The following is a 22398-nucleotide window of genomic DNA, read 5'->3' as shown; positions in this document are numbered from 1 at the left end:
CCTCTGAAGGGGGCCACCGCGCCCGACGTGAGCCCCGGGAGGCGGCCGGGCAGACTGGCCCCCATGCGGCTGGGTGTTCTCGACGTCGGTTCCAACACGGTGCACCTCCTCGTCGTCGACGCCCACCGCGGTGCGCACCCGACGCCGATGCACGACGACCGGTGGCCGTTGCGCCTCGCCGAGCACGTCGGCCCGGACGACGTGCTGTCGCGCGTGGGGGAGAAGGCCCTGCTCCAGGCCGTGCAGGAGGCCTGCGACCAGGCGGAGAAGCAGGGCTGCGACGACTTCATGGCGCTGGCCACCTCGGCGGTCCGGGAGGCGCGCAACGGCGAGGAGGTGCTCGACCGCGTCCGGCAGTCCACCGGGGTGGAGCTGCAGGTGCTCACCGGCGAGGACGAGGCCCGGCTGACCTTCCTGGCGGTGCGCCGCTGGTTCGGCTGGAGCGCCGGCCGGCTGCTCGTGCTGGACATCGGCGGCGGCTCGCTGGAGATGGCCGTCGGCATCGACGAGCTCCCCGACGTGGCGCTGTCGCTCCCCCTGGGGGCCGGGCGGATGACCCGCCGCTACCTCCCCGACGCGCTGGCGGGCGGCCGCCCCGACCTGGCCGCGCTCGAGGAGCTCGACGCGCACGCCACCGCGCTCCTGGAGCCCGCGGTCGCGAAGCTGAAGAAGGCCGGCGCCCCCGATCTGGTCGCCGCGACCAGCAAGACCTTCCGCACCCTGGCGCGGCTCAGCGGTGCGGCGCCGTCGTCGGCCGGCATCCGGACGCCGCGGCAGCTCTCGCTGACCGGGCTGGACCAGGTGGCGCGCTTCGTCTCCCGCATCGAGTCCGGTGCGCTGGCCGAGCTGCCGGGCGTCTCGGCGGCCCGCGCGCACCAGGTTCCTGCAGGAGCGACTGTCGCTGCCGCGTCCATGCGCCTGTTGGACGTACCGTTCGTGCGGATCTGCCCGTGGGCCCTGCGCGAGGGAGTGATCCTGCGCAGGCTCGACTCGTTGGAGGGAGCGTGATGGCCGAGCCGGACTGGAACCCGGACACCGGCGGGCGCCCGCTCGCGGAGATCCTGCGCGAGGCCGGGATCGACACCTCGCGGGCGGCCAAGCGCCGCCGCTGGGACGAACCCGAGGAGCCCGTCCGGCAGCGCCGGCCCGACGCGCAGCCCCCTGCCGACCGGCCCTTCGGTCGCCGGCGCGGTGACGTGGCGGAGCAGGAGGCCGGTGCCGCGGCCCGCTCCGGGGCGACCCGCAACGGCTCCCGCCCGCCCGGCCCCTCGCGGTCGGCCGCCCCCGCCGGTTTCCCGCCGGTCCGCCCCTCCGAGGACCGCCGTGCGGTGGCCGGCCCCTCCACCGCCGCGATCCCCGGGCTCCGGCCCGACCGCTCCCCGGGGGTGCCGCACCCGTCAGCCCCGCTCCCCGACATCCCCCTGGGCGCCCTGCGCGGCGACCGGCTCGCCGAGCGCGTCACCGGCCGGGACACCGGCCGGGTGGCCGACCGCTCCGTCGGCCGGGACACCGGCCGGGTCGCCGACCGCTCCGTCGACCGCGACACCGGCCGCACCGGCGTCCGTGCGCCCCGTTCCGCGCAGCGGGCGGCACCGCGCGACGAGATGACCTCCACCGGCCCGATCCCGGTGGTGCGGGCCGAGGTCGACGACCTGGACGGCGAGGCCAGCCCGCTGGCCTGGCTGCGCTTCGTCGGCGAGCTCGTCATCGCCCTGGTCGTGGGCATCGGCGTGTTCTTCGCCGCCACGCTGCTGTGGGAGATGGCCGCCTACGTCGCGCTGCTGCTCGTCCCGCTCGCCGTCACCGGCCTGGTCGCCGGGGTGGGCATGTGGCGGCAGCGGCAGGGGGCCGAACCCGTCGGCCCCCGCCTGCTCGCCCTCCTGGTCTTCGCCGGCACCCTGCTCACCATCGTCCCCGCGGCCCAGCTGCTCGCCACGCGCTGAGCCGCGGGGCGGCGGTCACGCGGTCGCGTCGACCGCCTCGTCGTCCTCGGACTTCGCGAACTCCTCGACGATCGCCGCGCCGAAGGCCTCCAGGTCGTCGGGGTTGCGGCTGGTGATCAGGTTCCCGTCGACCACGACCTCCTCGTCGACCCACGTCGCACCGGCGTTGCGCAGGTCGGTCTGCAGCGACGGCCACGACGTCATCCGCCGGCCACGGAGGACGTCGGCCTCCGCCAGCACCCACGGCGCGTGGCAGATCGCCGCCACCGGCTTGCCCGCCTCGAAGAACGCCTTGACGAACGCGACGGCGTCGGCATCGGCCCGCACGAAGTCACCGTTGATCACCCCGCCCGGCAGGACGAGCGCGGCGTAGTCGTCGGGGTCGGCGTCGGCGACCGTGGTGTCGACCTTCTTGGTGGCGCCCTTGTCGATGTGCTCGTAGGCGGTGATGCTGCCCGGCTCCAGCGACACCAGCTCCGGCTCGGCGCCGGCGTCCTCGAGCGTCTGCCACGGCCGCTCCAGCTCGACCTGCTCGACGCCGTCGGTCGCCAGGACCGCCACTCTCATCCCGTCCAGTTCTCCTGCCATGTCGGCGCCGCTACCCGGGGCTCCGACGGCACACACACCGGCCCACTACGGTTCGGTCGTGTCCGTACCGCCCCGTCCCCCGGCGCAGCGGGCGGTGGAGCACCCCCTGGTGGCCCGCCTGCTCGCCGGCCGGCTGGTGGCCGGGGTGCGGGTCGAGGACGGCCTCCGCGTGGCCGCCGCGCTGGCGGCCGACGGGCACCCCGTGGCGCTCGAGCACCGGCCGGGCAGTGCGGACGACGCCTGGCCGGCGGAGCTGGTCGACCGGGTGCGGGCCACGGGAGCGCCGGGGGACTGCGAGCTCACGGTGCCCGTGGCGCGGCCGGCCCGGGCCCGCGAGGTCGCCGCTGGCGCCGCCGCGGTGGGGTTGGGGGTGGTGTTCGACGGCGCGGCCGACGCGGTGGACCCGCTGCTGGACGACCACCCCGACGCGCGGGTCGTCGTCCGGTTGGACGAGCCCTCCGCGGAGGCGCGCTGCCGGTTCCTCGCCGGCCGGCGGGTGCGGCTGCGGGCCGGCTCGCGCCGGGCGGCGCGGCTGGCCTTCGTCCGCTGCGTCGACGTCCTCCTCGCCGGGGACGGCCGCCCCGCCGTCGCCACGGCCGATCCGCGACTGATCGCCATCACCGGAGAGCGAGCGGCCTGGCGCGGCCGCACGCCCGACAGCTGGGAGCACGTCATGCCCTGGAGAGTCCGAACCGCGGAGCAGCAGCAGCTGGCGGCCGCCGGCGCGACGGTGCGGGTGGCCGTCGTGTCCGGGCCCGGGGCCGTGGCCGCGCTCGTGGGGCGCCCCGGGGGCGCCCGGTGAGCGCTCCGGGGCGCCGCGGCCTGGCCGTCGTCGGCGGTGGCCGGATGGGGGAGGCGCTGCTGGCGGGAATCGTCCGGCGCAGCGGGCCGGACGACGTCGTGGTGTGCGAGCGCAGCGCCGAGCGCGGGGCGCAGCTGGCGGAGCGGTACGGCGTGGACCTGGCCGACCTGCCCGGGGCGGCCGCCCGGGCCCGCGTCGTCCTGCTCGCGGTCAAGCCCCAGGACGTCGACGGCCTGCTGGGGCTGCTGGCCCCGCACCTGGACCGCGACCACCTCGTCATCTCGGTCGCGGCGGGCGTGACCACCGCCCGGATCGAGGCGGCGCTGGCCCCCGGGGTCCCCGTCGTGCGGGTCATGCCGAACACGCCGGCCCTGGTGGACGAGGGGATGAGCGTCCTCTCGGCGGGTGCTCACGCGGCCGACGCGCACCTGGACGAGGCGGAGGAGCTGCTGGCCGCCGTCGGCCGGGTGCGACGGGTGCCCGAGGAGCAGCAGGACGCCGTCACCGCGCTGTCGGGCAGCGGGCCGGCCTACTTCTTCTACCTCGTCGAGGCCATGGTCGACGCCGGTGTGGAGCTCGGCCTGTCCCGGGAGCTGTCCACGGACCTGATCGTGCAGACGGCGCTGGGGGCGGCGGTGATGCTGCGCGACTCCGGGGACGACGCACAGACGTTGCGGGCGGCGGTGAGCAGCCCGGGCGGGACGACGGTCGCCGCCATCGCCGAGCTCGACCGGCACCAGGTGCGGGCGGCGATGGTGGCGGCCGTGGCGGCCGCGCACGCGCGCTCGCTGGAGCTGGGCGCCCGGCGCGACTGAGGCCTACGGGTCCACTGACGGCGCAGGGACCGCTGATCCGCCTGTCGTCTCCCCGTGCTCACTCCGTGCAAGCGGGCGAACACGGTAATGCTCGAAGGGGCCCGGGTCCAGCACGCTGCGTTGTCTTCTCGTCACCCGTTCGGATGACACGCTGATCCCCTTGTCGATCGGTCGACATATATGCAGATGTGCCCAGGACGGATCGGTCCGTCTGTTCGATTCATCCATCGCTCCTGTCACGCCAGTCCCCTTACGCTCTGTTGCAGCACGTGCGTGTTCAGTTGCCGGTGGGGAAGCCGGCGCCACGACGCGAGCTAGGTCCGGAGACGAAGACATGACCATGCCCCAGCGCCACCACGCCGCCACCGTCGTCCGCCCGGGTGTGCCCGCCCAGCGTCCGATGGGCCGTCCGATGCAGGCCTCCGCCGTGGCCCGCCCCGTGCCCGCCGCCCACCCGGCCGCCATGCCCCTGGGCCGCCCGAGCGTCCCGGCCCCCCGCGCCGCCGTCACCTTCCTGACCGTCGCCGAGGTCGCCGCGATGATGCGCGTCTCCAAGATGACCGTGTACCGCCTCGTCCACGCCGGCGACCTCTCCGCCGTCCGCGTCGGCCGCTCGTTCCGCGTCCCGGAGCGCGCCGTGCAGGACTACCTGCGCGACGCCTACACCGACATCGCCTGAGAAAGGACCCCGTCCCTCTCACCCCTCGCACGCTCGGGGTGAGCCTCCGGACGGGGCCGAAGGCCGGCTCCACCCGACGGGAGCCGGCACGTGGCCGCGGTGTTGCCCGGAGGGAGCCGGCACGTGGCCGCGGTGTCGCCCGGCCGGCACGTGGCCGCGGTGTCGCCCGGAGGGCGACGGTGTGATGGGGTGGCTCGGGTACGCTCGGTCGCCGAGCGACACGGGGTAGGGCCCCGCTGTCGCGTACGGGCTGATCATCTGCGGACGAAGTCGGGAGCACCACGTGGGTTCTGTCATCAAGAAGCGGCGCAAGCGGATGGCGAAGAAGAAGCACCGCAAGCTGCTGAAGAAGACGCGCGTCCAGCGTCGCAACAAGAAGTGAGCTGACGCTCGTGCCGCCCGCGGTCGTCCTCGTCACCGGTGTGAGCCGGTGGCTGGGTGGAGCGCTGGCGGCCGAGCTCGCGGCGGACCCCTCGATCGGCCGGGTCATCGGCGTGGACACGGTCCCGCCGTCCCCGGAGATGCTTCGCACGCTCGGGCGCACCGAGTTCGTGCGGGCCGACATCCGCAACCCGCTCATCGGCAAGGTCATCGCGGCGGCGTCGGTCGACACCGTCGTGCACATGAACATCAGCTCGACCCCCGCCGGCTCCGGCGGGCGCGCACCGATGAAGGAACTCAACGTCATCGGCACGATGCAGCTGCTGGCCGCGTGCCAGGCAGCGCCGTCGGTGCGCCGGTTCGTGCTCAAGTCGACGACGGCCGTCTACGGCGCCTCGCCGCGCGACCCCGCGGTCTTCACCGAGAAGATGCAGGCGCGGCTGGTCCCCTCCGGCGGCTTCGCCAAGGACAGCGTCGACATCGAGGGCTACGTCCGCTCCTTCGCCCGCCGGCGTCCCGACGTCGACGTCGCCGTGCTCCGGTTCACCAACTTCATCGGGCCGCGGATCGACTCGCTGCTCACCGGGTTCCTGCGGATGCCCGTGGTCCCGACGGCGATGGGGTACGACGCCCGTGTCCAGCTGCTGCACGAGGACGACGCCCTGGCCGTCCTCGTGCGCGCCACGACCGGCGACTGGACGGGCACCGTGAACGTGGGGGGTGAAGGCACGTTGCTGCTCTCGCAGGCCATCCGGCGGCTGGGCCGCATCGAGGCCCCGCTGCCCACCCCTGCGCTGGGCTCGGTGGGCCGCATCTCGCGCCGCTTCGGCTTCGTCGACTACTCGCCCGAGCAGATGCGCTTCCTCAACTTCGGCCGCGTCGTCGACACCACCGTGCTGCGCACCGAGTTCGGGCTCGTGCCGCGCTACACCACCGAGGAGGCGCTGGCCGACTACGCGCGGACGGTGCCGCCGGTGGTCTCGCCGCGCCTGGTGGGGACGGCGTCCACGCGGCTGCGCACGGTGCTCGGCCGGGCCGGTGACGCTGCCGCGGCCCTCGGCGAGCGGTGGAAGCCGGCGCCCCCGACTACCGGACTGCGGGCGGTGCAGGATGCCTGAGGCCCGCGTCATCCCGCTGCGGCCCGACGACGACGAGCCGTTCGTCCCGCCGACGCCGCCGCCCGGCTGGGAGGACCACCTCCTCGAGGCGGTGGAGTTCCTGCGCCGCCGGGTCACCGGTGAGTACGAGACCGACGAGTTCGGCTTCGACCCCGACCTGACCGACCACGTCCTGCTGCCGATCCTGCGGCCGTTCTACGAGAAGTGGTTCCGGGTCGACGCCCTGGGGCTGGAGAACGTGCCGAGCAGCGGCGGCGGGCTGGTGGTCGCGAACCACTCCGGCACGCTGCCGGTCGACGCGCTCATGACCACGGTGGCGCTGCACGACGAGCACCCCGCGCACCGGCGGCTGCGGCTGCTGGGCGCAGACCTGGTGTTCGACGTCCCGTTCATCGGGTCGCTGTCCCGCAAGCTCGGCACCACGCTGGCCTGCAACGAGGACGCCGAGCGGCTGCTCACCGAGGGCGAGCTCGTCGGCGTCTTCCCCGAGGGCTTCAAGGGCATCGGGAAGCCGTTCTCCGAGCGGTACACCCTGCAGCGGTTCGGCCGGGGCGGTTTCGTCAGCGCCGCCCTGCGCACCGGGGCCCCGATCATCCCGTGCGCGATCGTCGGCGCCGAGGAGATCTACCCGATGCTGGGCAACGCCCGGACGGCCGCGCGCCTGCTCGGGCTGCCCTACTTCCCGATCACGCCGACGTTCCCGCTGCTGGGCCCGCTCGGCCTGGTGCCGCTGCCGTCGAAGTGGCTGATCGCGTTCGGGGAGCCGATCGAGACGGCGTCCTACGGTCCGGCCGCTGCGGAGGACCCGATGCTGGTCTTCAACCTGACCGACCAGGTGCGCGAGAACATCCAGCAGTCCCTCTACCGCCTGCTCATGCAGCGCAAGGGCGTCTTCGGCTGACGCCCGCCGCCGCGCCCACCCGGTCGGTACCGAGCAGCTGCACGCGGGCAGTGTGGACGGCGAGGAACTCTCGTCGGCATCCCGCCGGTGACTCGGTCAGCCGCCGGTAGCTGTACCGGAGCGTCTGCCAGCCGATGGTCGCGACCAGGCCGTCCCGCCGGATGTCGGCCTCGCGCTGGGTCTGCGAGCCGTGCCAGGCGGCGCCGTCCATCTCGACCGCCAGCATCGACTCCTCGCAGGCGGCGTCGAGGAGGAACGTCCGGCCCGCCACGGTGACCGGCAGCTGCAGGGTGAACGCCGGCATCCCGGGTGCGCGGAGCACCCGCAGGCACCCCCATATCTCCAGCTCGCTCCGGCACCCGGCGAGCAGCAGGTCGACGAGGGAACGCAGCTCCGCACGACCGGGCAGACGGATGTGGCGGTCCAGCTCGCGGGAGAGCTCCCGTGGCGTGCAGAGGCGGCGCCGGACGGCGGTGATGGCGGCGGCCCGGATCTCCGCCCGGTGTGCACGCGTCGTCGTCCCCCAGCTCTCGACGATCGCGCGGGCCGGCGGGCTGCTGGCCACCCCGCCGGCCTGCATGCTCGTGAGCCGCGCCGGTGTCCGGTGCACCACCACCCCCGGTGAGCCTCGCCCGCTCGAGCCGCGGGGCACCGTGACGTGGACCGGCCCCGGCGGGTGCTCGAGCAGATCCCAGAGGGCCAGCGCGGTCACATGACTGGTGATCGCGTCCCGTCCGTGCACCGCAGCTGCGGCCCGCACCCGCCAGTCCGGAGCGGACGCGGGCAGTGCGAACAGGGCGGGCGCCAGCCGGATGAGCGCGCCGGTGGAGATCCAGCGCTGCACCGTGCTCCTGCTGACCGCGTCGAGCAGTTCGGGGCCGGTGATCCATCCGGCCTCGCCCACCAGCTCGGTCGGGTTGTGGACCATGCCGCCAGCGTCGAGGAAAGCGGGCTGCTGCGGTCAGCGTCCGTCACATCTGTGGACGGCGGCCGACCGGGTGCGCCGATGTGTCAGACGGCGGCCCGGGATGACGCATCCGCGCACCAGGTCGGGGCGGCTCCCGGGGTCAGGTCACCAGGGGAGCTTGTTGCGGCGGCGGAGGGCGAGCGTGCCGCCGACGATCCCGCCGGACAGGGCCGCAGCCGCCACGGTGGGGACGCCGATCTTCGCGGCCTTGCGGCCGGTGCGGAAGTCGCGGACGGTCCAGCCGCGGGCCTTCGCGACCGACCGCAGCTCGGTGTCGGGGTTGACGGCGACCGCCGTGCCGCAGAGGGAGAGCATCGGCAGGTCGTTCGCGGAATCGCTGTAGGCGGCGCAGCGGGTGAGGTCCAGCCCCTCGCGCTCGGCCAGCGCCAGCACCGCCTCCGCCTTGGCCGGGCCGTGCATCAGCTCGCCCACGAGCCGGCCCGTGTAGCGCCCGTCGACCACCTCGGCGACCGTGCCCAGCGCCCCGGTGAGCCCGAGCCGCTGGGCGATGATCGAGGCGAGCTCGACGGGGGTGGCGGTGACCAGCCAGACGCGCTGCCCGTTGTCCAGGTGCTGCTGGGCCAGCGCCCGCGTGCCGGCCCAGATCCGGTCGGCCATCAGCTCGTCGTAGATCTCCTCGCTGTGCCGGACGATCTCCGAGACCTCGCGCCCGGCGACGAACGCCAGCGCGTTCTCCCGGATGGTCAGCATGTCGTCGGGGTTGCCCTCGTTGCCGCCGATGCGGAACTTGGCCTGCTGCCAGACGAAGCCGGCCATGTCACGGGTGGAGAAGTACTTGCGGGCGGCCAGGCCACGGGCGAACCAGAAGAGCGAGGCGCCCATCATCATCGTGTTGTCGACGTCGAAGAAGGCCGCGGCGCTGGGGTCGGGCCGGACGGCCGGCGGCGGTGCGACCTCGGCGGCCGCGGCGGACGCGGCACCGGCCACGTGGGCCCGGCTGTCCTCCTCGCTGGGCGTGGAACCGACGTCCTTGCGGCTGCGGAGGGGCAGTCGCGGCACGGGCGTCCTCCCTGGATCCGGCCCGCCCACGTGGGCGGGTCACCGACGGAAGCGACCCTAGTCGGGCGCGTGGGCGCGGGCGATGCGGCCGCTCAGCACGTGCCGATCCGGACCAGGGGCGGCACCTCCACGCAGCCGTTCTCGTCCAACGGCACCTCGAGCAGCGAGTCGTCGGTGCCGGTCGGCGGCGGAGCGGGGACGGCCGGTGGCCCGGACGTGCCGGAGGGCACGGTGGGCAGGGGCAGGTCCGGAAGACCCCCGGGCAGGTCGAGCTCGGGGGTGGTCGCCGTCGGGGGGACCGGGAGCCCGGGGGTCTGCGGCGGCAGGGGGCCCTGCCCCGGCTGCTCGGCGCCCGGGTCCGCGGGCGTGGCCGGGTCGCCGGGCGTGGCCGGGTCGCCCGGGGTGGTCGGGACCGCCTGCGGCGGCGTGCCCTCCGGCGCCGGCTCGACCGGGGCCGGGGACCCGGGCGGCGTCACGGCCTGGACCGGGGGACCGCACTCCCCGGGCACGGGACCGAACCGGTCGGTGCCGGTCAGCACCGGATCCCCGGGGCAGTCGAGGGCCGTGCGCAGCCCGTCGGCGCGTTCGGTGAGGGCGTCCAGCAGGTCGAGCGACGCCGCGACGTCGTCCGTCGCGCCGGCCGGGACGTCGGCGCCCGCCGCGTCCAGCCGCGCGGACTGGGCGCCGGCCCAGCGGGACAGCGTGTCCAGGGGTGCGGGGTCGGCGGTGTCCACCGCCCGCGCCAGGTACCAGGAGGCGCCCTCGGTGGTCTGGTCGTCCATCGTCGCGAGCGTCGAGCGGACCAGCCCGGTGTCGCCATCGACGTCGTCGAGCTCCTCGAGGCGGGTGCGGGCGAGGTCCAGCAGCGCCCGGCCGCGGGAGTCGCCGGCCAGCGCCAGCTGCGTCTGCTCGGTGCCCCGCTTGACGCCGTAGAGGACGTCGCCCGGGCCCGCACCGGTGGCCAGGGCCACGAGGGTGGCCACCGAGGTGACGGTCAACGCGGCGCCGGCCAGCCCGGCGGTGGCCCGGGTGCGCCACCGGCCCGCGGGCGCGTCGACCGCGCGGGCGGCCAGCAGGCGGCGCAGCGCGGAGGGGCGGACGGGCTCGGGGGTGCGGACGGCGGCCATCGCCACCAGCCGCTGGCGGGCGGCGCGCCGGTACTCCGGGTCGGGCTCGACGTCGAGCCGTGGCGCCAGGTCCTGCAGCATCGTGACGACCCGGGCGTCCTGCTCGTCCCCACGACGCGCAGCACCGCGGAACGGCGCCGCATCGCTGTCGTGCGTGGTCACGGGGTTCCTCCGGTCGCTCGGGCGGGGCCGCCGGTCGTCGGCACGCTCCCTCGCCCCCGGCCCAACGAGGATGCCCGATGCGGAGATACGGCCCCGGGGCGAGGAGTCGCGCTCATCGCACGCCCTCCGGGAGCAGGCCGGCCAGCCGGCGCACCGCCCGGTGCTGCAGAGCCTTGATGGCGCCGTCCTTCTTGCCCATGATCGCGGCGGTCTCGGCCACCGAGAGGCCGTGGATGAACCGCAGCACGATGCACTCCTGCTGCTCGCTGCCCAGCTGCTGCACGCAGGCCAGCAGCTCGCGGTTGGTGAGGTGGGCGACGACGGCGTCCTCGGGGCCGTCGGTGGCCCGGTCGGCGTCGCGCATGTCCGCGGTCGCGACCTCCAGCCGGTACCGGCTGCTCTTCACGTGGTCCAGGACGATGTTGCGCGCGATCGTGACCAGCCAGGCGCCGACGTCGCGGCCCTGGAAGCTGAGCGAGTCGATCCGGCGCAGCGCGCGGACGAAGGTCTCGCTGGTCACGTCCTCGGCGGTCGCGCGGTCGCCGACCCGGTTGTAGACGTACCGGTAGACCAGCGTGACGTAGTGGTCGTAGAGCTGGCCGAACGCCTCGGCGTCGCCCTCCTGCGTCCGCCGCACCCACTCCCACACGTCCGGCCCCTCGGCGGGGGGCGGGGGAGCGGCCTGCCCGTCGTCGGGGAGAACGACCTCGGCGGCGACGTTCGGCTCGGGGGGCTCCGGCACGACGGCGTCGGCCGCGGCGCCGCGCTCGACGGGGGCCTCGGTGGCGACCGCCTCGGCGCTGGCGCGCGGGAACGGTGTCGGCCGGGGTCGCGGGCTCGGCCGCGGACGCCGGGCAGCGGCGGGCGCCGACTCCTCGGCGTCGAGAGGGTGCGGCATTGCGGGCGATGACCTCCTCGTCGGCCCGCCGTTCCTGGACCGTCTCCTCCCCGACGCGGAGCGCGCTCAGGGCGCGTGAGCTGCGGGGCTGGCCCCATGGTGACAACATCGCCCCTGCCCGTCCACGCCAGCCGCCCACCGGAGGAGATGTGTCGGACCAGGAGGCAGGGAGGTCCCTGGCCGCGCTCGTGCGGTCCGCGGCCCGTCAGCGGCCCGACGCACCGGCCGTCGTCACCCGTGAAGAGCGGCTGACCTGGTCGGAGCTCGACGCCGCCGTCGACCGCGCCGCCGCGGGGTACGCGGCGCGCGACCTGGCGCCCGGCGACCGCGTGGCCGTGCAGCTGCCCAACGGCCTGCCATGGCTGCGCGCGGTGCTCGGGGCGCTGCGCGCGGGGCTCGTGGTGGTGCCGGTCAACACCGCCTACACCGAGCCCGAGCTCGAGTACGTCCTCACCGACTCCGGCGCCGCGCTGCTCGTGGCACCGGCGGAGCGCGACGAGATCGCCGGGGTGCCGGTCTGCCCGGGCGCGCCCGAGGCCGACGGCGCGCCGCCCGCGGTCGCCGACGACCCCGCCGAGCTGGCCTTCCTCTGCTACACCAGCGGCACGACCGGCCGCCCGCGCGGCGCCATGCTGACCTCCGGTGCGCTGCGGGCCAACCAGGAGCAGTGCCTGGCGATGGAGCCGCCGCCGGTGCGCCCGGACGACCGCGTCCTCCTCGTGCTGCCGCTGTTCCACGTCTACGGCCTCAACGCCGGCTTCGGCCTGGTCGCCGCCACCGGCGCGTGCGCCGTGCTGGAGGAGACCTTCGACCCGCGCGGCACGCTCGCCGTCATGACCGAGGAGCACGTCTCCGCGGTCCCCGGGGCGCCGCCGATGTACCAGGCCTGGCTGGCCGTGGCCGACGCCGCCGGCAGCGACGCCGACCTCCGCCGCGCCTTCGCGGCGGTCCGGCTGGCCTCCTCCGGAGCGGCCCCGCTGCCCGAGGAGGTGTGGACGGCGATGCGCGAGCGGGCCGCCGTCACCGTGTGGGAGGGCTACGGGCTCACCGAGGCCGCGCCCGTCGTCGCCAGCACCCTGGCCACCGGCCGGCCCAAGCCCGACTGCATCGGCGGAGCGCTGCCGGGCATCGAGGTCGCCCTGCGCGACACCGCCGACACGGCGGACCCGGCCGACGTCGCGGACGCCGCCCCCGGAAACGGGGAGCGGGCCGCGGGCACCGAGGAGGACGGCCACGACGACCTGCCCGGTGAGGGACCCGGCGAGCTGTGGATCCGCGGGCCCAACCTGTTCTCCGGCTACTGGCCCGACGGTGCCGACGGCCCCGACGCCGACGGCTGGCTGGGCACCGGCGACCTCGCCTACCGGGACGTCGAGGGCGACCTGCACCTGGTCGACCGCCGCAGCGACCTGATCCTGGTGAGCGGCTTCAACGTCTACCCGGCCGAGGTGGAGCGGGTGCTCGACACCCACCCGGCGGTCGCGGAGAGCGCCGTCATCGGCGTCCCCGACCCGCGCACGGGCGCCGCGGTGCGCGCGGTGGTGGCCCTGGAGCCGGGCCGGCAGCTCACCGTCGAGGAGCTCCGCGAGCACGCCGCCGGCTCCCTGGCCCGCTACAAGGTGCCCACCTCGGTGCACTTCCTGCCGAGCCTCCCGCACTCGCTGACCGGCAAGGTGAGCCGCGCCCGGCTGCGCGAGCTGGGTCTGACCGGCGCCGCGACCGACGAGGACGCCGATGACCGGTGAGGGCGCCCCGCGGCTGCGGCTCATGACCCGGGCCGGCTGCCACCTGTGCGAGGTGGCCGCCGAGACCCTGGAGCGGATCGCCGCCGAGGCCGGGCTCCAGCCGGAGGCGGTCGACGTGGACGCCGACCCCGAGCTGCAGGCGGAGTTCGGCGACCGCGTGCCCGTGGTCCTGCTCGACGGTCGCGAGCACTCCTACTTCACCGTCGACGTGCCCCGGCTGCGCCGCGACCTGGGCCTCGGGGGCGGCTGACCGAGGCGGGGACGGCCGGCGCGGGGGCCTCCCCGGCGTGGTCTCGGACACAGCGCCACCCGTTCGGGCCGGTCAGCGCGGTGTGACCGCGTCGCGGACTTTGTTCCGGCGTTCACAAGCGGCTACCGTGGCGACCGCGGGTACCCCGGTGCCCGCGCCACCGAACCTTGTCGTCGTCGTTCTGCGTGTCGTCGCACCGCCCGGCTGCTGCCGGCCCCGGGCGCGGCCGCTGTGGAGAGCCCGTTGATGCAGCCGCGGCCCCGGTCCATCCCGGAGGCCACCGTCGCGCGCCTGGCCGTGTACCTCCGGGTGCTCGCCACGCTCGCCGACGGCGGCCGGAGCACCGTCTCCTCCGGTGAGCTCGCCTCGGCCGCCGGCGTGAACCCGGCCGGCCTGCGCAAGGACCTCTCCCACCTGGGCCCGTGCGGCGTGCGGGGCGTGGGCTACGACGTCGACCTGCTGCGCGACCGGCTCACCCGCGTCCTGGGCGTGGGTCGTGCCCGGGCCTGCGTCCTGGTCGGCATCGGCAACCTGGGGTCGGCGCTGGCCGACTACGCCGGCTTCGGCACCCGCGGCTTCGAGTTCGTCGGGCTGTTCGACGCCTCGCCCGCCCGCATCGGCCAGCGGATCGGCGAGCTGCAGGTCCGCCCCCTGGACGAGCTGGAGGACGTCGTCGCGGCGACCGGCGCGTCGATCGGGGTCATCACGACGCCGGCCGAGGTGGCGCAGGGCATCTGCGATCGCCTCGCCGCAGCGGGGGTGGGCAGCATCCTGAACTTTGCGCCCGTGACGCTCGCGGCTCCGGCCGGGGTCGACGTCCGCAAGGTGGACCTGTCGGTGGAGCTCCAGGTGCTGGCCTTCCTCGGCCAGCAGCGGGTGCCCGCCGAGGTGGGGGAGTCGGCATGAGCCTGCTGGCAGTCGGCATCAGCCACCGGACCGCGCCGGTCGCGCTGCTGGAGCAGTTCGCGATGACCCACGACGACCGGGTCAAGGCCCTGCACGAGCTGGTCGACGGCGACCACGTCGCCGAGGCCCTGGTGCTCGCGACCTGCAACCGCATCGAGGTCTTCGCCGAGGTCGAGCGATTCCACGGCGGCGTCACCGACGTGAGCCGCGTCCTCGCGCGCCAGGCCGGCGCCTCGGTCGAGGAGCTCTCTCCTTACGTCACGGTCCACTACGAGGACCAGGCCGTCACCCACCTGTTCACCGTCGCCGCCGGGCTGGACTCGATGGTGGTCGGCGAGACGCAGGTGCTGGGGCAGCTGCGCGCCGCCTACGCGCTGGCCCGCGAGGAGGGCACCGTCGGCCGCGCCCTGCACCCGATCGCCCAGCGGGCCCTGCGGGTGGGCAAGCGCGTGCACTCCGAGACCGGCATCGATCGCGCGGGGGCCTCCCTGGTGTCCGTGGCGCTCGACCGCGCCGAGGCCCGCATCGGCGACCTCGCCGGCCGCCGGGCGCTCGTGGTGGGCGCCGGTTCCATGGGCGCGCTGGCCGCGACCACGCTGGCCCGCCGGGGTGCCGACGTCGTGATCGGCAGCCGCACCCACGCGTCGGCGCAGCGGCTGGCCACCACCCTGGGCGGCCGGGCCATCGAGCTCGCGGACGCCCCGGAGGAGCTGGTCGACGCCGACGTCCTCGTCTCGTGCACCGGCGCCACGGGCGTCGTGGTGAGCACCGAGTCGGTGGCCACCGCGATGCGCCGTCGCCCGGGCCAGCCGATGGCCGTCGTCGACCTGGCGCTGCCGCGCGACGTCGACCCCGGCGTGGCCGCCCTGCCCGACGTGCACCTCGTCGACCTCGCCCTGCTCCAGGGCGAGCGGGTCGCCGCCCGCGACGCCGGCGCGTCGCCCGCGGGCGGGGTCGCCGCCGACGACATCGCGGCCGCGCACGCGATGATCGAGGCCGAGGCCGCGCTGCTGCGCGCCGAGCAGCAGGCCGCCGCGGTCGCGCCCACCGTGTCGGCCCTGCGCAGCCAGGCCGCCGACGTCGTCGACGCCGAGCTGCTGCGGCTCTCCACCCGGCTGCCCGACCTCGACCCGCGCTCGCGCGCCGAGATCGCGCGCACCGTCCGCCGGGTCGTGGACAAGCTGCTGCACGAGCCCACGGTCCGGGTGAAGGAGCTCTCCGCCGTGCCCGGGGGCACCGACTACGCCGGCGCCCTGCGCGCCCTCTTCGGCCTCGGCATCGACGCCGACGTCCCCGAGACCACCAGCCTGGCCGACGCCGTGACGGCCGACCCCGAACGCACCGGAGGTGTCGCGTGACCGCCGTGCGCACCTCGGCCGAGACCGCGTCGGGCACCGCCGTCCTCCGGCTGGGCACCCGCGCCAGCATGCTGGCCCGCACCCAGTCGCAGACCGTGGCCGACGCCATCACCGCCGCCACCGGCACCCCGGTCGAGCTGGTGCACATCACCACCGACGGCGACCGGTCGCAGGCCGCCATCGCCCAGCTCGGCGGCACCGGCGTCTTCGTCACCGCGCTGCGCGAGGCGCTGCTCGCCGGCGAGATCGACCTGGCCGTGCACAGCTACAAGGACCTGCCCACGGCGCCCGCGCCCGGCCTCATCCTCGCCGCGGTGCCGCCGCGGGAGGACCCGCGCGACGCGCTGGTCGCCCGCGACGGGCTGACCCTCGGCGAGCTGCCCCCCGGCTCGACCGTGGGCACCGGGGCCCCTCGCCGCGTCGCCCAGCTGCGGGCGCTGGGGCTGGGCCTGGACGTCGTGCCGATCCGCGGCAACGTGGACACCCGCCTGGGCCGCGTCGCCGGCTCGGCCACCGGCCCCGGTGACCTGGACGCCGTCGTGCTGGCCAGAGCCGGGCTGTCCCGGCTGGGGCGGCTCGCGGTGATCACCGAGACGCTCGACCCGCTCCAGGTGCTGCCCGCTCCCGCGCAGGGCGCCCTGGCCGTCGAGTGCCGCACCAGCGACGCCCGCACCCGCGAGCTGCTCGGCCGGCTCGAGGACTTCCGCACCCGCGCCTGTGCGCTGGCCGAGCGGACCACCCTGGGCACCCTCGAGGCCGGCTGCAGCGCGCCCGTGGCCGCCTACGCCGAGGTGGCCGAGGGCGAGCACGGTCCCGAGCTGTTCCTGCGCGCGTCGGTCACCGCGATCGACGGCAGCGACGGCGTCCGCGGCTCGCTGAGCAGCCCGCTGGACGACGCCGCGGCCCTGGGCCGCAGGCTCGCGGCCGAACTGCTCGACCGCGGCGCGGCCGAGCTCATGGCGGTCGGTCGGTGACCGAGCTCGCGACGTCCCTCCGGGGCGCAGCACCCGCCCCCCAGAACCCAGCAACAAAGGCCCTCCGGGCCAGGATCAGGAGCACGCGATGACGCGCTTCCGCAAGACCGTCGGCAGCACGGGCCGGGTCGTCTTCGTCGGCGCAGGACCGGGCGACCCCGGCATGCTGACCGCACGCGCCACGGCGGCGATCGCCGAGGCCGCCCACCTGCTCGTCGACGTCGACGTGCCCGCCGCCGTCCAGGACGTCGTCCGCGGGATTAACCCTGGGGTCGAGCTCGTCCCCGTCTCCGGCGAGCCGGCCGAGGTCGCCAAGGGCGCCGTCGCCGCGGCCAAGGGCGGCGCGGTGGTCGTCCGGCTGATCGCCGGCGACCCGTACACCGACGACGCCGCCGTGAAGGAGGTGCAGGCCGTCGGCCGGACCTCCGTGGGCTTCGACGTGGTGCCCGGCGTCGCACCGGCCACCGCCGTCCCCGCCTTCGCGGGGGTCGCCGCCGGCAGCACGGCGCTGACCGCCGACCTGCGCAGCGGGGTCGACCTCGCCGCGCTGGCCGCCGCCACCGCCGCGACCAGCGGCACCCTGGTGCTGCGGGCCACCGTCGAGGAGCTCCCCGACGCCGCCGGCCGCCTGGTCGAGGGCGGGCTGGCGGGCAGCACCCCGGTCGTCGTCACCACCGGCGGCTCGTCGACCGCGCAGAAGAGCGTCGTCGCCAAGCTGTCCGCGGTCGCCGAGAAGGCGGCCGGCCTGGACTCCCTGACCGGGCCGGTGGTGGTCACCGTCGGCGCGGCGGTCGACAAGCGCGCCCGCATGTCGTGGTGGGAGAGCCGCCCGCTGTTCGGCTGGCGCGTCCTGGTGCCCCGCACCAAGGACCAGGCCGGCGAGATGAGCGACCGGCTGCGCGCCTACGGCGCCGTCCCGGTCGAGGTGCCGACCATCGCCGTCGAGCCGCCCCGCAGCCCCGCGCAGATGGACCGCGCGGTGAAGGGCCTGGTCACCGGCCGCTACGGCTGGATCGTCTTCACCTCGGTGAACGCGGTGAAGGCCGTGCGCGAGAAGTTCGCCGAGCTGGGCCTGGACGCCCGCGCCTTCGCCGGCGTGAAGGTCGCCTGCGTCGGCGAGCAGACCGCCGACGCGGTCCGCGCGTTCGGCATCGTGCCCGAGCTGGTGCCCGCCGGCGAGCAGTCCAGCCAGGGCCTGCTCGCCGAGTTCCCGGACTACGACGACGTCCTCGACCCGATCGACCGCGTGCTCCTGCCGCACGCCGACATCGCCACCGAGGTGCTCGCCGCCGGGCTGGTCGAGCGCGGCTGGGAGGTCGACGACGTCACCGCCTACCGCACCGTGCGCGCGGCCCCGCCGGCCGCGTCGGTGCGCGAGGCGATCAAGGGCGGCGGCTTCGACGCGGTCTGCTTCACCTCGTCGAGCACCGTGCGCAACCTGGTCGGCATCGCGGGCAAGCCGCACGCCAAGACCGTCGTCGCCGTGATCGGCCCCGCGACGGCCGCCAGCGCCCAGGAGTTCGGCCTGCGCGTCGACGTGCAGCCCGAGACGGCCGCCGTCGCGCCCCTCGTGGACGCGCTGGCCGAGTACGCCCTGTCGCTGCGCGAGTCGGAGGACGGCGAGGGCAAGTGAGTGGCGGCGGGGGTGCGAACCCCGGCTTCGCGCGCGGGCGGCGGCTCCGGTCGACGCCCGCGTTGCGGCGGCTGACCGCGCAGACCCGGGTGGCCCCGGCCGACCTGGTGCTGCCGGTCTTCGTCAAGCAGGACCTCGCCGAGCCGGTGCCGATCGGCTCGATGCCCGGCGTCGTCCAGCACTCGCTGGACTCGCTGCGCAAGGCCGCGCACGAGGCGGCCGAGGCCGGCATCGGCGGGCTGATGCTCTTCGGCATCCCCGCCGAGAAGGACGCGATCGGCTCGCAGGCCGACGCCGCCGACGGCATCGTCAACGTGGCGCTGCAGCAGCTGCGCGGCGACCTCGGTGACGCGCTGGTGCTCATGGCCGACCTCTGCCTGTGCGAGTACACCGACCACGGGCACTGCGGCGTGGTCACCCCCGCCGGCGTCGTCGACAACGACCCGACGCTGGACCGGTACGCGGCCGTGGCCATCGCCCAGGCGCAGGCGGGGGCCCACCTCGTCGCGCCCAGCGGGATGATGGACGGGCAGGTCGCGGCCATCCGCGCCGGCCTGGACAGCGCCGCGTTCACCGAGGTCCCGATCCTGGCCTACGCCGCCAAGTACGCCTCGGGCTTCTACGGGCCGTTCCGCGAGGCGGCCGAGGGTGCGCCGCAGTTCGGCGACCGCTCGACCTACCAGATGGACCCGCCGAACGCCGACGAGGCGCTGCGCGAGGTGGCGCAGGACCTCGCCGAGGGTGCCGACGCCGTCATGGTCAAGCCCGCGCTGCCCTACCTGGACATCGTGCGGCGGGTCGCCGACGCGGTGCAGGTGCCGGTGAGCGCGTACCAGGTCAGCGGCGAGTACGCGATGCTCGAGGCCGCCGCGGCCAACGGCTGGGTGGACCGCGAGCGGGCGATCCTCGAGACGCTGACCGCCATCCGCCGTGCGGGTGCCGGGCAGGTGCTCACCTACTGGGCGGTCGAGGCCGCGCGCTGGCTCGACCGCGGCTGAGATGGCCGAGTACGTCGAGCCCGGCGGGTCCTGGCGGCCGGTCGGGATCGCCGCCGGGGCCCTCGGGCTCTTCCTCGTCCTGGACCTGGTCCTGCCCGGTCCGGACGTCCCGCTGTGGCTGTGGGCGGTGTCCATCGTGGGCGTCCTGGGCGCCACGGCGATCGGCTGCGTGTCGGCGCGGCGGCTCTGGACGGTGCGGGTGAGCCCCGACGGGCTGGCCGTCGGCCTGGAGGTCGTCCCGCTTCGCGACGTCGACGCCGCGCACCTGGCGGTCGTCGAGGGCGGCGTGGACGCCGGGGCGCCGGTCCTCGGCGGCGGGTGGGACTTGCCGCCCGGTCGCACCGGGCTGCCGCTGCGGCTGACCGACGGGCACACCGTGCTCGTGCCCACCCGGGACCCCGTCGCCCTCCGCGCCGCCCTGCTCGCCGCGGTGTCCGACGCCACCGACGGGCGTCCAGGAAGAGAAGGGACACTGGGGTCGTGACCTCGTCGGACAGCTCACCCTTCCCCTACGAGGCGCCCGTCTCCGCGGAGCTCTTCGCCCGCGGCCGTGGCGTCACGCCGGGCGGGGTCAACAGCCCGGTGCGTGCCTTCCAGGCCGTCGGCGGTACCCCGCGGTTCATGGTCGAGGGCTCGGGCCCGTGGCTCACCGACGCCGACGGACGGCGCTACGTCGACCTGGTCAGCTCGTGGGGCCCGCTGATCCTCGGGCACGCGCACCCCGCCGTCGTCGAGGCGGTCACCGCCGCGGCGCGCCGGGGGCTGAGCTTCGGTGCGCCGACGGAGCGCGAGATCGAGCTCGCCGAGGAGATCCGCGAGCGGGTCGCGCCCGTGCAGCGGGTCCGGCTGGTCAACTCCGGCACCGAGGCGGTGCTCTCGGCGGTGCGGCTCGCGCGCGGCGTCACGGGGCGCCCGCTGGTCGTGAAGTTCGCCGGCAACTACCACGGGCACGTCGACGCCCTGCTGGCCGCCGCCGGGTCCGGCGTCGCCACCCTCGGGCTGCCCGACACCCCCGGCGTCACCACCGGGGCGGCCGCGGACACCGTGGTCCTGCCCTACAACGACGTCGCCGCGGTCGAGGCGGTCTTCGCCGAGCGCGGCCCGCAGATCGCCTGCGTCATCAGCGAGGCCGCGGCGGGCAATATGGGCGTGGTCCCGCCCGACCCCGGCTTCAACGCCGCGCTGCGTCGCATCACGGCCGCCGCCGGCTCGCTGCTGATCCTGGACGAGGTCATGACCGGGTTCCGGGTGTCGCGCTCCGGCTGGTACGGCCTGGACCCCGTCGACGCCGACCTGTTCACCTTCGGCAAGGTCATGGGCGGCGGGCTGCCCGCCGCGGCGTTCGGCGGCCGCGCCGACCTGATGGACCACCTCGCCCCGGTCGGCCCGGTCTACCAGGCGGGCACGCTGTCGGGGAACCCGGTGGCGGTCGCCGCCGGCCTCAGCACGCTGCGGCACTGCACCGACGACGTCTACGCGCACTGCGACGAGGTCGCCGCGGTCCTGCGCGGTGCCGCGAGCGCCGCGCTGTTCGCCGCCGGGGTGCCGCACCGCGTGCAGCAGGCGGGCAACATGTTCTCGGTCTTCTTCGTGCCCGACGAGCGCCGGGTGCGGAACTACGACGACGCCCGCACCCAGGACGTCGCCCGCTACACCGCCTTCTTCCACGCCATGCTCGCCCGCGGGGTGTACCTGCCGCCGTCGGCGTTCGAGTCCTGGTTCGTCAACGCCCAGCTCGCAGGCGAGGCGCTGGACCGCGTGCTCGAGGCCCTGCCGGCGGCGGCCCGCGCGGCCGCCGCGGCCGGTGACGGCGCGGGTGCCGGTCCCGTCCTGAGCGAGCGGTCGTCGTGAGCGAGCTTGCGAGCTCACGCATGAGCACAGCAGCGCCGCTCGCGGTGTCGACGAGCGCTAGCGAGGAGACATCGTGAGCGAGCGGACGACGGTCCACCTGCTGCGGCACGGCGAGGTCCACAACCCGGGCAAGGTCCTCTACGGCCGGCTGCCCGGGTTCCGGCTGTCGACCACCGGCGAGGCGATGGCGGTGGCCGCCGCGGAGTGGTTCGCCGGGCGGGACGTCACCCACCTGGTGTCCAGCCCGCTGGAGCGCGCGCAGCAGACCGCCCGCCCCCTCGCCGAGGCGACCGGCCTGCCCGTCGCCATCGACGACCGGCTGATCGAGGCGGGCAACGCGTTCGAGGGCATGGTGGTCGGCGGGGCCGGTGGGGTGTTCCGCGCGCCGCGGAACTGGTGGAAGCTGCGCAACCCCTTCCAGCCCTCGTGGGGCGAGCCGTACGTCGAGATCGCCGCCCGCATGCTCGCCGCGGTCGAGACCGCCCGCGACAATGCGCGAGGCCAGGAGGCCGTCCTGGTCAGCCACCAGCTGCCCATCTGGACCGTGCGGCTGCACCTCGAGGGCCGCAGCTACCTGCACGACCCCCGCCGCCGCGAGTGCGCCCTGGCCAGCGTCACCTCGGTGACCTACGAGGGCGACCGCTTCGTCGGCCTGAGCTACGCCGAGCCCGCCGGCGCGACCCCCTCCGACGCGGTGCCGGGCGCATGAAGCGCCTCCTGGCCCTCCTGTCCGCCGGCGCGCTCGCGCTGACCGGCTGCAGCACGGGCGACGACGCCGTCGACGTCAACAACGGCGGCGAGTTCCGGTTCGTCGAGGGCACCCCGCGCGGCGAGGTCATCCCCCTCGACGAGCGCGCCACCGCCCCCGAGTTCGGGGGCACGCTGCTGGACGGCGACCAGTTCTCCTCGGCCGAGCTCGCCGGGGACGTCGCCGTCGTCAACTTCTGGGGCTCCTGGTGCGGGCCCTGCCGGGTGGAGTCGCCGGAGTTCCAGGAGGTGTACGCCGACGTCCGGGACGAGGGCGTGCAGTTCCTCGGCATCAACGTCAAGGACACCGAGCAGCTCGCCCGCGCCTTCGAGGAGCGGTTCGGCATCGAGTTCCCCTCGCTGTCCGACCCCCGCGGCGAGGTGGCCCTGGCGTTCCGGGACTACCCCGCCAGCGCCATCCCGTCCACGATCGTGCTGGACCGGGAGAGCCGGGTCGCCGCGGTGTACACCGGAGCGGTCGAGGAGCAGGACCTGCGCGACGTGCTGGGCATGCTGACGGCGGAGGAGGACTGAC

24 protein-coding genes are annotated in these 22398 nt (G+C 75.7%); 19 read left to right on the top strand and 5 right to left on the bottom strand.

Translation table 11 applies throughout. The annotated features are described in order from the left end of the window. Nucleotides 1-63 precede the first annotated feature (63 nt). Nucleotides 64-1008, top strand: a complete 945-nt coding sequence (locus DQ239_RS04295; RefSeq protein ID WP_113833074.1) for a Ppx/GppA phosphatase family protein — start codon at nt 64-66, stop codon at nt 1006-1008. Then, entirely contained in the window at nt 1008-1943 is a 936-nt protein-coding gene (locus DQ239_RS04290) for a hypothetical protein (RefSeq protein WP_113833072.1), read from the top strand. Before DQ239_RS04295 ends, DQ239_RS04290 begins: the two co-directional genes overlap by 1 nt. Before the next feature lie 15 nt (nt 1944-1958). Here the strand turns inward: DQ239_RS04290 and DQ239_RS04285 are convergent, their stop codons facing one another. Beyond that, nucleotides 1959-2510 (bottom strand): type 1 glutamine amidotransferase domain-containing protein, encoded by a 552-nt coding sequence (locus DQ239_RS04285; protein WP_233488731.1) that lies wholly within the window; start codon nt 2508-2510, stop codon nt 1959-1961. A gap of 79 nt (nt 2511-2589) precedes the next feature. Between DQ239_RS04285 and DQ239_RS20275 the strand changes: the two genes are divergently transcribed. The 6 genes from DQ239_RS20275 to DQ239_RS04255 all read left to right on the top strand — a co-directional run bounded on the left by DQ239_RS20275 (nt 2590) and on the right by DQ239_RS04255 (nt 7227). After that, the gene (locus DQ239_RS20275; RefSeq protein ID WP_158544780.1) at nt 2590-3333 is read left to right on the top strand and encodes a hypothetical protein; all 744 of its coding nucleotides are present in this window, start codon (nt 2590-2592) and stop codon (nt 3331-3333) included. Next, nucleotides 3330-4148, top strand: coding sequence for a pyrroline-5-carboxylate reductase (proC, locus tag DQ239_RS04275; protein WP_113833068.1), 819 nt, complete (start codon nt 3330-3332; stop codon nt 4146-4148). Before DQ239_RS20275 ends, proC begins: the two co-directional genes overlap by 4 nt. 334 nt (nt 4149-4482) lie before the next feature. Continuing rightward, nucleotides 4483-4827, top strand: coding sequence for a helix-turn-helix domain-containing protein (locus DQ239_RS20545; protein WP_199582610.1), 345 nt, complete (start codon nt 4483-4485; stop codon nt 4825-4827). A 283-nt stretch (nt 4828-5110) separates the two neighbouring features. Beyond that, nucleotides 5111-5209 (top strand): AURKAIP1/COX24 domain-containing protein, encoded by a 99-nt coding sequence (locus tag DQ239_RS04265; RefSeq protein WP_012854759.1) that lies wholly within the window; start codon nt 5111-5113, stop codon nt 5207-5209. A gap of 10 nt (nt 5210-5219) precedes the next feature. Next, complete coding sequence (locus DQ239_RS04260; protein ID WP_113833066.1) at nt 5220-6326, top strand: NAD-dependent epimerase/dehydratase family protein; 1107 nt, start codon at nt 5220-5222, stop codon at nt 6324-6326. Continuing rightward, a complete protein-coding gene (locus DQ239_RS04255) occupies nt 6319-7227 on the top strand; it encodes a lysophospholipid acyltransferase family protein (protein ID WP_113833064.1) in 909 nt (302 codons plus the stop codon). The genes DQ239_RS04260 and DQ239_RS04255 overlap by 8 nt, the downstream gene beginning before the upstream one ends. Here the strand turns inward: DQ239_RS04255 and DQ239_RS04250 are convergent. The 4 genes from DQ239_RS04250 to DQ239_RS04235 form a co-directional block, all read right to left on the bottom strand. Further along, the gene (locus tag DQ239_RS04250) at nt 7199-8155 is read right to left on the bottom strand and encodes a DUF559 domain-containing protein (RefSeq protein ID WP_113833062.1); all 957 of its coding nucleotides are present in this window, start codon (nt 8153-8155) and stop codon (nt 7199-7201) included. The two genes, DQ239_RS04255 and DQ239_RS04250, sit on opposite strands and share 29 nt — an antisense overlap. A gap of 144 nt (nt 8156-8299) precedes the next feature. Then, entirely contained in the window at nt 8300-9214 is a 915-nt protein-coding gene (locus DQ239_RS04245; protein ID WP_233488729.1) for an HAD-IB family hydrolase, read from the bottom strand. A 92-nt stretch (nt 9215-9306) separates the two neighbouring features. Then, nucleotides 9307-10503 carry a DUF5667 domain-containing protein gene (locus DQ239_RS04240; RefSeq protein WP_113833059.1) on the bottom strand — a complete coding sequence of 399 codons (1197 nt, stop codon included), beginning with the start codon at nt 10501-10503 and terminating at the stop codon, nt 9307-9309. 112 nt (nt 10504-10615) lie between these two features. Further along, nucleotides 10616-11401, bottom strand: a complete 786-nt coding sequence (locus DQ239_RS04235) for a sigma-70 family RNA polymerase sigma factor (RefSeq protein ID WP_113833057.1) — start codon at nt 11399-11401, stop codon at nt 10616-10618. Nucleotides 11402-11550: 149 nt separating this feature from the next. Here DQ239_RS04235 and DQ239_RS04230 point away from each other — a divergent pair, with 149 nt between their 5' ends. From DQ239_RS04230 to DQ239_RS04180, 11 genes are all read left to right on the top strand, one after another. Then, on the top strand, nt 11551-13146 hold the full coding sequence (locus DQ239_RS04230; RefSeq protein WP_233488728.1) for an AMP-binding protein: 1596 nt from the start codon (nt 11551-11553) through the stop codon (nt 13144-13146). Then, nucleotides 13136-13396, top strand: coding sequence for a glutaredoxin family protein (locus DQ239_RS04225; protein ID WP_113833052.1), 261 nt, complete (start codon nt 13136-13138; stop codon nt 13394-13396). Before DQ239_RS04230 ends, DQ239_RS04225 begins: the two co-directional genes overlap by 11 nt. A gap of 246 nt (nt 13397-13642) precedes the next feature. After that, nucleotides 13643-14302: a redox-sensing transcriptional repressor Rex gene (locus DQ239_RS04220; RefSeq protein WP_233488727.1), complete on the top strand. Its 660-nt coding sequence runs from the start codon at nt 13643-13645 to the stop codon at nt 14300-14302. Continuing rightward, nucleotides 14299-15660 (top strand): glutamyl-tRNA reductase, encoded by a 1362-nt coding sequence (locus tag DQ239_RS04215; protein WP_113833047.1) that lies wholly within the window; start codon nt 14299-14301, stop codon nt 15658-15660. The genes DQ239_RS04220 and DQ239_RS04215 overlap by 4 nt, the downstream gene beginning before the upstream one ends. Then, a complete protein-coding gene (gene hemC / locus DQ239_RS04210) occupies nt 15657-16634 on the top strand; it encodes a hydroxymethylbilane synthase (protein WP_233488726.1) in 978 nt (325 codons plus the stop codon). The genes DQ239_RS04215 and hemC overlap by 4 nt, the downstream gene beginning before the upstream one ends. 88 nt (nt 16635-16722) lie before the next feature. After that, nucleotides 16723-18267 carry a uroporphyrinogen-III synthase gene (locus tag DQ239_RS04205; protein ID WP_113833045.1) on the top strand — a complete coding sequence of 515 codons (1545 nt, stop codon included), beginning with the start codon at nt 16723-16725 and terminating at the stop codon, nt 18265-18267. After that, nucleotides 18264-19265: a porphobilinogen synthase gene (hemB, locus tag DQ239_RS04200; RefSeq protein ID WP_113833043.1), complete on the top strand. Its 1002-nt coding sequence runs from the start codon at nt 18264-18266 to the stop codon at nt 19263-19265. The genes DQ239_RS04205 and hemB overlap by 4 nt, the downstream gene beginning before the upstream one ends. 1 nt (nt 19266) lies before the next feature. Then, the gene (locus DQ239_RS04195; RefSeq protein ID WP_113833041.1) at nt 19267-19749 is read left to right on the top strand and encodes a hypothetical protein; all 483 of its coding nucleotides are present in this window, start codon (nt 19267-19269) and stop codon (nt 19747-19749) included. Beyond that, a complete protein-coding gene (hemL, locus tag DQ239_RS04190; protein ID WP_113833039.1) occupies nt 19746-21116 on the top strand; it encodes a glutamate-1-semialdehyde 2,1-aminomutase in 1371 nt (456 codons plus the stop codon). The genes DQ239_RS04195 and hemL overlap by 4 nt, the downstream gene beginning before the upstream one ends. 73 nt (nt 21117-21189) lie before the next feature. Next, on the top strand, nt 21190-21825 hold the full coding sequence (locus DQ239_RS04185; protein ID WP_113833037.1) for a histidine phosphatase family protein: 636 nt from the start codon (nt 21190-21192) through the stop codon (nt 21823-21825). Further along, entirely contained in the window at nt 21822-22397 is a 576-nt protein-coding gene (locus DQ239_RS04180; protein ID WP_113833035.1) for a TlpA disulfide reductase family protein, read from the top strand. The genes DQ239_RS04185 and DQ239_RS04180 overlap by 4 nt, the downstream gene beginning before the upstream one ends. Nucleotide 22398 lies beyond the last annotated feature (1 nt).

The organism is Blastococcus sp. TF02-09 (assembly GCF_003319105.1).
Lineage (GTDB): Bacteria > Actinomycetota > Actinomycetes > Mycobacteriales > Geodermatophilaceae > Blastococcus.
This window is presented reverse-complemented; position numbering and strand designations above follow the sequence as displayed.